The 12,788-nt window shown below is 62.3% G+C and carries 9 protein-coding genes; 5 read left to right on the top strand and 4 right to left on the bottom strand.

Translation table 11 applies throughout. From position 1 onward, the window contains the following. Nucleotides 1-73 precede the first annotated feature (73 nt). Nucleotides 74-562: a hypothetical protein gene (locus IB277_RS04740; RefSeq protein ID WP_192370794.1), complete on the top strand. Its 489-nt coding sequence runs from the start codon at nucleotides 74-76 to the stop codon at nucleotides 560-562. A 66-nt stretch (nucleotides 563-628) separates the two neighbouring features. Here IB277_RS04740 and prfB read toward each other — a convergent pair. From prfB to IB277_RS04725, 3 genes are all read right to left on the bottom strand, one after another. Continuing rightward, a protein-coding gene (gene prfB / locus IB277_RS04735; RefSeq protein WP_110818441.1) for a peptide chain release factor 2 occupies nucleotides 629-1,760 on the bottom strand; the annotation gives its coding sequence in 2 pieces (ribosomal slippage) (nucleotides 629-1,690 and nucleotides 1,692-1,760; 1,131 coding nt in all). Nucleotides 1,761-1,857: 97 nt separating this feature from the next. Next, nucleotides 1,858-4,311, bottom strand: coding sequence for a penicillin-binding protein 1A (locus IB277_RS04730; protein WP_034795452.1), 2,454 nt, complete (start codon nucleotides 4,309-4,311; stop codon nucleotides 1,858-1,860). Between the two features lie 338 nt (nucleotides 4,312-4,649). Next, the gene (locus tag IB277_RS04725; protein WP_051659335.1) at nucleotides 4,650-5,870 is read right to left on the bottom strand and encodes an N-acetylmuramoyl-L-alanine amidase; all 1,221 of its coding nucleotides are present in this window, start codon (nucleotides 5,868-5,870) and stop codon (nucleotides 4,650-4,652) included. Between the two features lie 771 nt (nucleotides 5,871-6,641). Here IB277_RS04725 and IB277_RS04720 point away from each other — a divergent pair. Next, complete coding sequence (locus IB277_RS04720) at nucleotides 6,642-9,446, top strand: ribonuclease E/G (protein ID WP_192370793.1); 2,805 nt, start codon at nucleotides 6,642-6,644, stop codon at nucleotides 9,444-9,446. A gap of 114 nt (nucleotides 9,447-9,560) precedes the next feature. Here IB277_RS04720 and IB277_RS04715 read toward each other — a convergent pair whose 3' ends face one another. After that, nucleotides 9,561-10,718: a pyridoxal phosphate-dependent aminotransferase gene (locus tag IB277_RS04715; RefSeq protein ID WP_089045752.1), complete on the bottom strand. Its 1,158-nt coding sequence runs from the start codon at nucleotides 10,716-10,718 to the stop codon at nucleotides 9,561-9,563. Between the two features lie 233 nt (nucleotides 10,719-10,951). On the opposite strand from IB277_RS04715, the gene IB277_RS04710 reads away from it, so the two are divergent. From IB277_RS04710 to accB, 3 genes are all read left to right on the top strand, one after another. Continuing rightward, entirely contained in the window at nucleotides 10,952-11,719 is a 768-nt protein-coding gene (locus IB277_RS04710; protein WP_034795449.1) for a DsbA family protein, read from the top strand. Between the two features lie 106 nt (nucleotides 11,720-11,825). Further along, nucleotides 11,826-12,272: a type II 3-dehydroquinate dehydratase gene (aroQ, locus tag IB277_RS04705; RefSeq protein WP_034795448.1), complete on the top strand. Its 447-nt coding sequence runs from the start codon at nucleotides 11,826-11,828 to the stop codon at nucleotides 12,270-12,272. Between the two features lie 25 nt (nucleotides 12,273-12,297). Then, entirely contained in the window at nucleotides 12,298-12,777 is a 480-nt protein-coding gene (gene accB, locus IB277_RS04700; RefSeq protein ID WP_034795447.1) for an acetyl-CoA carboxylase biotin carboxyl carrier protein, read from the top strand. The last annotated feature ends 11 nt before the right edge of the window (nucleotides 12,778-12,788 follow it).

Here is a 12,788-nt window from a genome sequence, read left to right as displayed (position 1 = left end):
CATCATGTCGGCCAGGTTTCCGCCGGCCCGCAGCAAACGGCAACCGAGCCGCCGCCTTAAGGACGACGACCCAATGCACAGATCCGCCCTCCTCGCGCTGTTCCTGTTTCTCAGCAGTGCCGGCCCCAAGGCTCAGGATGCCAACATCGTTCCGCCTGAGGCGACCTTCGTGACCAGCACCGGCTACTGGGAGGAAAGCGGAGAGCCGCTTTCATCCCTCGATCCGAACGCGGCCGCCGAGAAGCCGGGCGACGCCCGGCGCGGTTACTACAAGCTGATCGCGCTTCGCCAGGCGGATGGAACCGCCCAGATCCATCTGCAGCAGGTGGAAGCGACCTCGGCCGGCCCTGTGGTGATTTCGTCGGCGGAACTCGAAGAATTCTCCGCGCTCAAGGCCTACGTCACCGACGTCCGCCCGGAGACCTCGACCGGTGTCACCGCGCAGCCCGGCATGTTTGCGACCGTCTATCTGAAGACGGACCCGTCGGTGAGAGAGCCCGAGAGCTGGACCGTGCTCATCGACGATCTCGGCGACATCAAGATCGAGCGTGCCTCCAACTGAGCAAAAGCAAGGGCCGGATGCGAACACCCGGCCCTCTTCAATTGCACTGCTGCAGACCTGTCTGCCTTAGTTCAGATCATCCACGACGGCATCCGCGCCGCCGCTGACGCGGTGCGCAAGGGCGGCCTCCATGAACTCGTTGAGTTCACCGTCGAGAACGTCGCCCGGTGCCGTGCTTTCAACGCCGGTGCGCATGTCCTTGACCAGCTGATAGGGCTGTAGGACGTAGGAGCGGATCTGGTGGCCCCAGCCGATGTCGGTCTTCGACGCGGCTTCGGCGTTGGCGGCCTCTTCCCGCTTCTTCAGTTCGGCCTCGTAGAGGCGCGCACGCAACATGTCCCAGGCCTTCGCCCGGTTCTTGTGCTGCGAACGTTCCTGCTGGCACTGCACGACGATGCCCGACGGGATGTGCGTGATGCGCACGGCCGAATCGGTCGTGTTGACGTGCTGACCGCCGGCGCCCGACGAGCGGTAGGTGTCGATACGGCAATCGCTCTCGTTGATGTCGATCTGGATCGAATCATCGACGACCGGGTAGACCCAGATCGAGGAGAACGAGGTGTGGCGGCGCGCGTTGCTGTCGTAGGGCGAGATACGAACCAGGCGGTGCACGCCCGATTCGGTCTTCAGCCAGCCATAGGCATTGTGGCCCTTGACGAGCAGCGTCGCGGACTTGATGCCGGCCTCTTCGCCGTCCTGGATTTCCAGAAGCTCGACCTTGTACCCCTGGCGCTCGGACCAGCGGGTGTACATGCGCAAAAGCATGTTGGCCCAGTCCTGGCTTTCGGTACCGCCGGCACCCGAATGCACTTCGAGATAGGTATCGTTCTGGTCCGCCTCGCCCGAGAGCATGGCTTCGACCTGCTTCTTCGCCGCTTCGTTTCTGAGATCCCGCAACGCCTGTTCGGCGTCGGCGATGATGGCGGCGTCGCCCTCTTCCTCGCCGAGTTCGATGAGTTCGATGTTGTCATTGAGCTGCTGCTCGAAACGGCGCAGGCCATTGATGCCGTCATCGAGTTGCTGGCGCTCGCGCATCAGCTTCTGCGCTTCCGAAGCGTCGTTCCAAAGCGCCGGATCTTCCGCTTTGTTGTTCAACCAGTCCAGTCGTCTTACCGCCTGATCCCAGTCAAAGATGCCTCCTCAGCAGGCTTATGGCCTGCTTGATTTCGTCGACAATGTTCTCGATTTCGCTGCGCATGATCCTGCTTCTTGTGAACCGATAGGAAAGTGAGCGTCAAATAGCGATGCCCACCGCTGATGTAAAGGCGGCGGGCATCGCGTGAAGGGGATAAGGATTAGAACAGGCCGTTGGAACCGGAGGTCACTGCCTGGTTCGCCTGCGGCGAGTTCTTGAGGATCTCTTCTGGCGGCACGTACTGGTCAAGACCGCCGATGACCGAGAAGGTGTCGGCCGGGCCGGTGCCGGGCTTGAAGGCCTCGATGATCGTGTCAGGCTCGCCCTCTTGGGCGGCCATGCCGGTCTTGCGGTTGACGGCGACCATGCTCATGCCCTCGGGCACGACGAACTTGCTCGGGCGCGTGCCCTTCACTGCTTCTGTCATGAAGTCATTGAAAATCGGCACGGCGAGGCTGCCGCCCGTCGCGCCGCGGCCAAGCGGGGCCGGGTTGTCGAAGCCGAGATAGAGGCCTGCAACCATGTCCGGCGTGTAGCCGACGAACCAGGCGTCCTTTTCGTCATTGGTGGTACCGGTCTTGCCGGCAACCGGACGATCGAGCTTGATCTTGCCGGCAGCCGTGCCGCGCAGCACCACGCCCTCCATCATCGACGTGATCTGGTAGGAGGTCATCGGATCGAGAACCTGCTCGCGGTTGTCGGTGAGAACCGGTTCTTCCTGGCTCTGCCAATCGCCGGCGTTGCAGTTGTCGCAGGTGCGGTCCTCGTGACGGAAGATCGTCTTGCCGTAGCGGTCCTGAATGCGGTCGATCAGCGACGGCTTGATCTGCTTGCCGCCGTTGGCGAGCACGGAATAGGCCGAAACCATGCGCAGGACGGTGGTTTCGCCCGAGCCTAGCGACATCGCGAGCAGCGGCGGCATCTTGTCGTAGATGCCGAAGCGCTCGGCATATTCGGCAACGAGGTTCATGCCCATGTCGTTGGCGAGGCGAACAGTCATCAGGTTACGCGACTTCTCGATGCCGAGACGCAGCGTCGACGGACCGGCCGAGCCGCCGCCGTAGTTTTCCGGGCGCCAGACTTGGCCACCAGCGACGATCTCGATCGGCGCGTCGAGAATGACCGATGCAGGCGTATAACCGTTGTCGAGGGCGGCCGCGTAGACGAAGGGCTTGAACGACGAACCCGGCTGGCGCATCGCTTGCGTCGCGCGGTTGAATTCCGACTGGCCATAGGAGAAGCCGCCGACCATCGCCAGAACGCGGCCGGTCTGCGGGTCCATCGCGACGAGGCCACCCTGCACCTTCGGCGGCTGGCGCAGGCGATACTCGCCCTTCTCCGGCAGCGGCTCGACATAGATGACGTCGCCGGCGCCGAAGACGCCTTCAGGCGATTTCGCCGACTTGCGGTCGCCGCTGGCGGAACGGTAGGCCCACTGCATGTTCTTGGCGGAGATATGCCCGGTGACACGCTCGGCGACAATCTTGCCCGAGGCTTCCTTCTCCGGCTGAATGCCGATCTCGGCGCCCTGTCCATCGACGGAGAGAACGACGGCAAGCTTCCACTCCGGCACGTCGTTGAAGGCAACGACAGCGCCCAGCGGCTCGCCCCAATCGCCGCCGATTTCGATCGACTTGACCGGGCCGTGGAAGCCGCGACGCTCGTCGTAGCTGAGCAGACCCGCCTGCAGCGCCTTGCGCGCGGCGATCTGCAGCCGCGGATCGAGCGAGGTGCGAACCGACAGGCCGCCTTCATAGAGGGCGTTATCGCCGTATTTCTGGATGATCTGCCGGCGGACTTCCTCGGCGAAGAAGTCGGAGGCGAAGAGATGCGCCCCGCCGCGACGCGGGTTGACACCGAGCGGCTGCTTCTTGGCTTCTTCGCCATCGGCCTTGGTGACGTAGCCGTTCTCGACCATGCGGTCGATTACCCAGTTGCGGCGCTCAAGCGCCGCTTCGGTCTTGCGGAACGGATGATAGTTGGCCGGGCCCTTCGGAAGGGCTGCGAGATAGGCGGTCTCGGCAATGGTAAGCTCAGTCACAGACTTATCGAAATAGGTCAGCGCCGCACCGGCTATGCCGTAGGAATTCAGGCCGAAGAAGATTTCGTTGAGATAGAGTTCGAGAATGCGGTCCTTGGTGTAGGCCTGCTCGATGCGGAAGGAGAGAATTGCTTCCTTGACCTTGCGGTCGATCGTCTGGTCTGACGAGAGCAGGAAGTTCTTGGCCACCTGCTGCGTGATCGTCGAGGCGCCGACCGGGCGACGGCCGGAGCCGAAGTTCTGCAGGTTCACCGCGATGGCGCGCGCAAGACCGGTGATGTCAACGCCCGGGTGCTGATAGAAGTTCTTGTCTTCAGCCGAGATGAAGGCCGCCTTGACGCGATCCGGGATGGCCTGGATCGGCAGATAGAGACGCCGCTCGCGGGCATATTCCGCCATCAGCGCGCCGTTGCCGGCGTGGAAGCGCGTGGTCACCGGCGGCGAATACTTCGCCAGAACCTCGTAATCCGGCAGGTCCTTGGTGACGACACCAAGATAGAGCGCCACGGCCCCGGCCACGCCCAGCAGCAGAAACGCGCCAATCCCGAAGAAATATCCAATCAGCCTGATCATCAGTCAGATACCGGTACCTTAATTATCGTCCAATTGCCGAACCGCCCGACTGACAGTCCATGCTCTGTCCTGCCGGCTTCTATACAGCGGGCCGACCAAACTCTCTCACGAGAAATCGTCTGGCGTCGCAACGCCCCACCTAGCCCGGCTCCTCATATGGCGGGGAACTCCGGGCTTCAACTCGTTTCTCAACAAATCCGGGCGCAATTCCGGTTAGGTCCCGGATTGTGCGTAAAATAGGGCTGTTATGCGATAATCCCGTGCGCATCCCGTTGAAAAGCATAGCGCTGTTACCGGGGCGACACAAATCACTTCGTTCCCGGGCCTGCCTTCAAGCGTCAGCCGCCGCTGGCGATGGCCTGCTCGCGGTATCGCTGAACAGCGACCGCAAGACGCTCTGAAACCTTCTTGCGCCACTCCGGATCCAGCAGCAGTTTTTCGTCCTCCTTGTTCGACAGGAAGCCCAGTTCAAGCAGGATCGAGGGCACGTCCGGCGCCTGCAGCACGCGGAAGCCGGCAAAACGGTGCGGATTGTTGATGAGATTGATCTGGCCCTCGAAGGACGTAACGACGGCGCGCGCCATGTTGACCGAGAAGGCCTGCGTCTCGCGGCGCGTCAGATCGATCAGGATGTCGGCCACTTCCGCCGGCTCGCTCTGAAGCGGCACGCCGGCGATTTCGTCGGACAAATTTTCGCGGGCGGCAAGACTTGCGGCCAGATGGTCGGAGGCCTTGTCGGAGATGGTATAGACCGTCGCGCCGCGGATGTCCTTCTGGCGCAGCGCGTCCGCATGAAGCGAAATGAAGAGATGGGCGCCCTTGTTGCGGGCGATCTGTACGCGCTGGGGAAGCGAGAGGAAGACGTCCTTGTCGCGGGTGAGGAAAGCCTCGATCCCGGCGCCCTTGTTCAGGGCCTCGACGAGATCTTTCGCGAAGGCGAGCGTTACATGCTTCTCCTCCGTCTTCGTTTCGCCGGCGAGCGCACCGGTATCGATGCCGCCATGGCCCGCATCGATCGCGATGATGAACGGCCCGCCTTCCCTCGTGGGAGCGACGGCAACCGGCCTGTCGGTCTTGGCGGCGGCGACCGATCCGGTCCACTGCTGTTCGCCGAGAAGCGCATCGAAGCGCGCCTGATCGACGCGCTCGGCATCGAGCACGAGCCGGTAGCCCTTGCCCCCCTCTTCCGCGACGACTTCCGCATGGGTTACCGCCACGGGGCCTTTCGCCGAAAGGACGATGCGGGAGTTGCCCGCCCCCATGCCGCCGTAGCGGATCGCATCGAAGAGGCCGCGCGGTTCAAGGCTGTCCGCCTTGAGGCCGAAGGCCGTTTCCGGCAGGTCGACCACGACGCGAACGGGATCGGCTACGTAGTGCAGGGAGAATTCCGGTTTGCGATCGAACTCGACGACGACGCGCGTGCGTGCATCGTCACCGGCGATCCGCGCAGCAAAGGCGAGCAAGGGCCCCGGCTCGGCGGCAACAGCCGCCGGCACGTTCAAAAGAAGACCGCCGGCAAGCAGCGATGCTCCGAGCAGAAGCCTGCCCGTGCGCGACATCAACGACAACAGCGAACCACGCATACAAACCGCCAAAGGCCTCACCTCGGGCTCTCCACCACTTTCTCAGAAAACCAAACAGCAGCCGACGCACGGCTGCTGGACGCACAGGTTGATCAATGAACCCTTATGGTTAACCAATGCTTGACAATGATCATCTTCCCCGGCCCGCCGGGACAATCGATTTACCGTTTATCGACCTACTCCACGTGGACAAGCGAATCGATCATTATTGTGGCGGCACGGGCTTTTCCCTTGCCAATGTGACATAGAAAACATAAAAGCGTCACAAGGAGAAAGTGTTGACGGGATAGAACAGTCGACCGGGCAGCCGGAGCTTCTCCAAAGCTTGGCGCCAGGGTGCGGTCGAACCGGATTGACCGGTTAACTTATCGCAATTCCGCGGTCGCAAGTGTTCATCCGCCGTCGCTGCATTTCCTCCCCGTACACTGGATCGCAAATTTCCGGCGGTGGCCGGAGTTCTTGATGGTGATTTTTCACCGACGCCCGCAAGCGGGCGCATTCATCGGGTCTTCATGAGACCTTGGACATTGGCATTCTTGTTTGGTCATTGATGTTGACTCAGCAGTATCGGTCAGAAGTAGCGCGGCCCCGGGACACACATGTTCCGGCTGTCGTCTGGCTGCTGCACCATCGCCTGCGCCAAACAGGAACTTTCATATCCGGCGCACCTTCCGACGTGTTTGGCAGTCTTCCTAAGGAAGCAGGTCTGTCTCCCGTTCCGCTGGCGCGCCGAGGAGCACAGCTTAGATGGCAGAGAAAATGCTTATCGATGCGTCTCATTCAGAAGAGACGCGCGTCGTTGTCGTTCGCGGGAACCGCATAGAAGAGTTCGACTTCGAGTCGGAACATAAGAAGCAGATCCGCGGCAATATCTATCTGGCGAAGGTCACCCGGGTGGAGCCCTCGCTCCAGGCCGCCTTCGTCGACTACGGCGGCAACCGCCACGGGTTCCTGGCTTTCGCCGAAATCCATCCCGACTACTACCAGATCCCGCTCGCCGATCGTCAGGCGCTCTTGAAGGCCGAAGCCGAAGAAGCGCGGCGTGACGACGACATCGAGCATGTCGAGACCGCCCCTGCCCCGGCAAGCGAACTTTCCGTTCCCGTAGACCTCGAAGTCGTCGCGGAAACTGAAGCCGAGCCGGTCGCAGCCGTCGCTGACGCCGCACCGGTCGTCGAAGAGGAAGCGCCGGCCGAAAAGCCGAAGGCGAAGCCGAAGCGCACCCGCAAGACCAAAGCCAAGGCCGCTGAAGAAGCGGCTGCTGCATCGACCGATGGCGACGAGAGCAATGGCGGCGAAATGGCTGCCATGGTCGATACCGACGCCATTTCCGAAGATGTCGACAGCCGCCGTCGCCATGACGACGACGATGATGACGACGACAGTCACGACGGCGAAAAGGAAATCATCGAATCCGTCGGCGCCGAAGACGCCATGGAAGAAGTTCCGGATCGCCAGGTTCGCAAGCCGCGCAAGCATTACCGCATCCAGGAAGTCATCAAGCGCCGCCAGATCCTGCTGGTTCAGGTCGCCAAGGAAGAGCGCGGCAACAAGGGCGCGGCACTGACGACCTACCTGTCGCTCGCCGGTCGCTACTCGGTGCTGATGCCGAACACCGCACGTGGCGGCGGCATCTCCCGCAAGATCACCAATCTGCAGGACCGCAAGCGCCTGAAGGAAATCGCCCGCGGCCTCGAAGTGCCGCAGGGCATGGGCGTGATCCTGCGCACCGCCGGTGCCAACCGCACCAAGGTCGAGATCAAACGCGACTTCGAATATCTGATGCGCCTGTGGGAAAACGTCCGCACGCTGACGCTGAATTCCACGGCCCCCTGCCTCGTCTATGAAGAAGGCAGCCTGATCAAGCGCTCGATCCGCGACCTCTACAACAAGGACATCAGCGAGATCATCGTTTCCGGTGAGGAAGGCTACAAGGAAGCCAAGGGCTTCATGAAGATGCTGATGCCCAGCCACGCCAAGGTGGTTCAGCCTTACCGCGACGTGCATCCGATCTTCTCGCGCTCCGGCATCGAAGCGCAGCTCGACCGCATGCTGCAGCCGCAGGTAACGCTGAAGTCCGGTGGCTACATCATCATCAACCAGACCGAAGCCCTGGTTTCGATCGACGTCAACTCCGGCCGTTCGACGCGCGAGCACTCGATCGAAGACACCGCTCTCCAGACGAACCTGGAAGCGGCGGAAGAAGTGGCACGCCAGCTCCGCCTGCGCGACCTTGCCGGCCTCGTCGTCATCGACTTCATCGACATGGAAGAAAAGCGGAACAACCGCTCGGTCGAGAAGCGTCTGAAGGATTGCCTGAAGAACGATCGCGCCCGCATCCAGGTCGGCCGTATCTCGCATTTCGGCCTGCTCGAAATGTCGCGCCAGCGCATTCGCGCCTCGGTGCTCGAATCGACGATGCAGACCTGCCCGCACTGCAACGGCACGGGTCACGTCCGCTCGCAGTCTTCGGTTGCACTGCACGTCTTGCGCGGCATCGAGGAACACCTGCTGAAGAACACGACGCACGACATCACCGTGCGCACCATCCCGGATATCGCGCTCTACCTGCTCAATCAGAAGCGCGGCACGATCATGGACTACGAAGGCCGCTTCGGCGTTTCGATCATCATCGAGGCTGATGCCCATGTCGGCGCACAGCACTTCGCGATCGATCGTGGCGAGCCGGTCGAAAACCCGGTCAAGATCGAACAGCTGCTGCACTTCGAGCCGGAAGAGGAAGAAGACGACGTCGTGATCGAAGAGGATCTCGACGAGGAAGAAGCAGAAGAAATTGCCGGCGAACAGCGGCAGGAACAGCCGAAGGCTGCTGCCCAGTCCGACGATCAGAACGGACGCAAGCGCAAGCGCCGTCGCCGCCGGCGCGGCAAGGGCGGCCAGCAGGCCGAAGGCAGCGCTCTCCAGGTCTCCGAATCGGCAGGCGATGCCGACGACGGTTCTGATGAGGACGAAGGCGATGACGAGGGCGTCGATGCAGACGCCGCGACCGCCGATGGCGATCAGAAGCGCAAGCGCCGCCGCCGCGGCAAGCGTGGCGGCCGCCGCAACCGTCCGGAAGGCGAAGGTGAAGGCGAAGGCCAGCTTGAAGCCGGTGCCGATGCGGAAGCCGGCGACGACGGCGCAGAAGAAGCCGAAACCGTAGAGGCACCTGCCGCTGCGGCCGAGGTCGAAGTGGCTGTCGCTGTTGAGGAAACGGCTGTGGTTGCCGAAGAAGCCGAGGTAGCGGACGTAAAGCCTGCCAAGCCGAAGCGCACCCGCAAGAAGGCCGTCAAGGCTGAAGAACCGGCAGTAAGCGTCGACGAAGTTGCTCAGGCAGTGATCGAAGACCAGTCTGCGGTTGCCGACCCGGCCGTCGAAGCGGTGGAAGAGGCTGCGGCCGACCTTGCCGAAACCAAGCCTGTGCGTGCGAACCGCGACCTCTCGAAAATCGCTTCCGAACCGGTGGTGACGTCGAGCGCGACGAAGCCCGAAGAGGAAGAGCCGGGCAAGCCCAAGAAGGGCGGCTGGTGGCAGCGCCGCGGCTTCTTCTAAGAAGCCGCGCGGCCAGCGCCAAACTCTGAAAACACGAAAGGCCCGGAGCGATCCGGGCCTTTTCCTTTGGGCGGATGGCAGAAGGGACTTGCCCCTGCCTACCTGTTCAGAGCGTCACGCCAGCCACCGCGCGATCCTGTCCATGGCCTCGACCATGTCGGCCTCGGCGCCGGCATAGGAGAAGCGCATTGTGCGGTGCCCTTCCAGCGGATCGAAGTCGAATCCCGGGGTTGCCGCGACGTTGATCTCGGCGAGCATCCGCTTGGCAAAGGCCATGCTGTCATTGGTAAAGCGGGTGACATCCGCATAGGCGTAGAAGGCACCGTCCATCGGCGAGGCGATCGAGAAGCCGATCTCCGGCAACCGCTTCATGAGCATGTCCCGGTTGGCGGCATAGGCGGCCTTGTAACGGTCGAGCTCCTCATGCGCGTTGAGTGCTGCTTCTGCCGCGATCTGCGAGAGCTCGGGCGGCGAGATGTAGAGGCTCTGGGCGATGCGCTCGAAGCCGCGCACCTTGTCAGCCGGCAGCACCATCCAGCCGATCCGCCAGCCGGTCATGCAATAGTATTTCGAGAAGGAGTTGATGACGATTACCTCGTCGGTCACCTCCAGCGCGCTTGCCTCTTCGCCGGCAAAGGTCAGTCCGTGATAGATCTCGTCGGAGATGAAGGCGATCGATTCGGCCCGGCAATAGTCAGCCAGCGCCTTGAGGCCCGCCCTGCCCGTCACCGTTCCGGTCGGGTTGGCTGGGCTCGCCAAGAGCACGCCCTTCAATGGACGGCCTATTTTCGCAGCGGCACGCGAAAGACTTTCAGGCGTCAGAGTGAAGCCGGTCTCGGCATTGGCCTCGACCTCGACGACCGTCAGGCCAAGCGCTGCGAGGATGTTGCGATAGGCCGGATAGCCGGGCCTCGCGATCGCGACGCAATCGCCAGGATCGAAGAGGGCCAGGAAAGCGAGATTGAAGCCTGCGGATGAGCCGGTGGTGACCGCGACCCGCTGCGGATCGAGCGCGATGCCGTGGCGCTTTTCATAGTGCCGGGCGATTGCTGTGCGCAGCGACAAGGTGCCGAGCGCGTCGGTATAGCCGAGCCGGCCATGTTCAAGCGCTTTGCGCGCCGCTTCAAGAGCTGCCTTCGGCGCCGGGTGGGCGGGCTGCCCGACGGCCATCGAGATCACCGGGTGGCCGGCATCCCGGCGACGGGTCGCCTCCGCCAGTACGTCCATCGCATGGAAAGGTTCGACGGCACTGCGTTTTGACAAATCTACCAACGGAAAATCCTCGATATGCGGCTGTTCTCCAGCCCTTTGCCCGATGAAAATGACCTTCACAAGTCCGCGAGTGCCGTATTTCCGCCGATTTTGCCGTTTCGTTTCCGCGGCACCCACCCTATGCTGCCGGCATATTGCGGATACGAGGAATCCTGTTGTCATTCAGAACAGCCGGTTGACCCGGCGACACGCGATGGACGACACACGGGATACGCAAGGACAACGAGGTAGAAATGAACTTCAGCACCAAGATGATTGCCGCCGGGACGCTCGCAGCGCTCGTGGCCGGGGTCAGCCTGCCCCAGAACGCATTCGCGCTCGACGCGAAGCAGAAGGAAGAGATCGGCGCCTTCATCAAGGAATACCTGATCGCCAATCCGGAGATCATGCTCGAGGTCCAGGAGGCGCTGACGACGAAACAGCGCGCCAAGCAGCAGGAAGCGGCGGAAAGCGCGATCACCGAGAACAACAAGGCGATCTTCAATTCCGACTACGACATGGTGCTCGGCAATCCCAAAGGCGACGTCACCGTTGTCGAATTCTACGACTACAACTGCGGCTACTGCAAACGCGCGCTTTCCGACATGGACGACATCCTCGCCAAGGACAAGAACGTGCGCTTCGTGCTGAAGGAACTGCCGATCCTCGGACCGGATTCGCTGGCCGCCCACAAGGTGAGCGCCGCCTTCCGCCTGGTCGCTCCGGAGAAATACGGCGACTTCCACCGGGCGCTGCTCGGCGGGGAAGACCGCGCCACGGAGGAGACAGCGCTTGCGGTTGCCGCCAAGCTCGGCGTCTCCGAAAAGGACCTGCGCGCGAAAATGGAAAAGGAGCCGCATGATGCGGCCGTGCGCGAGGCCTACAGCCTTGCCAACGACCTCGGCATCACCGGAACGCCCTCCTACGTCATCGGCAACGAAGCGGTCTTCGGGGCAGTCGGCGCCGAGGAGATCGAGGGCAAGGTCGCCAATATGCGCGAATGCGGCAAGACCGCCTGCTGACGAACCTTCCCATGACTGTGGACAAATCCCGCGGGGGCCCAAAGGGCTTTTCCTCGCGGGACCATCAGTCTATAGGTAACCCTCCATGACCGGACCGGAATCCCTTATGCCATCGACCATTTTCGTGCTGAACGGCCCCAACCTGAATGCGCTGGGCAAGCGCGAGCCGGGTATTTATGGCGGCCAGACCCTGGCCGACATCGAGGCCATGTGCAAGGCAGAAGGCAAGGCGCTCGGATTCGACGTCGATTTCCGCCAGTCGAACCATGAGGGAATGCTGGTCGATTGGCTGCACGAGGCCGGCAACGTCGCCGCGGGCGTGGCAATCAACCCGGCCGCCTATGGCCACACGTCGATCGCGCTTCACGATGCCATCCGCGCCATCGGCATTCCGGTCGTCGAACTGCACCTCTCGAACATCCATGCGCGTGAGGAGTTCCGCCACAAGTCGATGATCGCACCCGCCGTCAAGGGCGTCATCTGCGGCTTCGGCGCCCAGAGTTACATTCTTGCGCTGCATGCGCTAAAGAACCTGACAAATCCGTCGAAATAAAAAGAACACAAGAGGCTCATATTCCATGGCTGACAAGAAACCAGGTATCGACCAGGCGCTGATCCGCGATCTCGCCAACATTCTCAAGGACACCGATCTGACCGAGATCGAAGTCGAGCAGGACGACCTGCGCATTCGCGTTTCGCGCAACGGCACGCCGGTTGCCATGCCGATGGCCATGCCGCAGATGCCGGCTTACCAGATGCCCGCCGCAGTGGCCGCTCCTGCAAACGCCGTTGCTGCTCCTGCCGCCGAGAGCGCCCGTGCATCGAAGAATGCCGTGACCGCGCCGATGGTCGGCACTGCCTATCTGTCTCCCGCACCCGGAGCCCGCCCCTTCGTTGAGGTCGGCGCCACGGTCAAGGAAGGCCAGACGATCCTCATCATCGAAGCGATGAAGACAATGAACCAGATCCCGGCTCCGCGCTCGGGCAAGGTCACCGAAATCTTCGTCCAGGACGCAGCCCCCGTCGAATATGGCGAACCGCTGATCGTAATCGAATAAGGCGGCGCGGC

The organism is Ensifer sp. ENS07 (assembly GCF_014852185.1).
Lineage (GTDB): Bacteria > Pseudomonadota > Alphaproteobacteria > Rhizobiales > Rhizobiaceae > Ensifer > Ensifer adhaerens.
Note: the sequence above shows the minus strand (reverse complement) of the source record. Positions and strands in the feature narration are given on the sequence as shown.

Coding starts and splice junctions, on each gene's coding strand:
- IB277_RS04740 (WP_192370794.1), top strand. CDS start 74: ATGCACAGATCCGCCCTCCTCGCGCTGTTCCTGTTTCTCAGCAGTGCC.
- IB277_RS04725 (WP_051659335.1), bottom strand. CDS start 5,870: ATGTCGCGCACGGGCAGGCTTCTGCTCGGAGCATCGCTGCTTGCCGGC.
- IB277_RS04720 (WP_192370793.1), top strand. CDS start 6,642: ATGGCAGAGAAAATGCTTATCGATGCGTCTCATTCAGAAGAGACGCGC.
- aroQ (WP_034795448.1), top strand. CDS start 11,826: ATGCCATCGACCATTTTCGTGCTGAACGGCCCCAACCTGAATGCGCTG.
- IB277_RS04730 (WP_034795452.1), bottom strand. CDS start 4,311: ATGATCAGGCTGATTGGATATTTCTTCGGGATTGGCGCGTTTCTGCTG.
- IB277_RS04710 (WP_034795449.1), top strand. CDS start 10,952: ATGAACTTCAGCACCAAGATGATTGCCGCCGGGACGCTCGCAGCGCTC.
- accB (WP_034795447.1), top strand. CDS start 12,298: ATGGCTGACAAGAAACCAGGTATCGACCAGGCGCTGATCCGCGATCTC.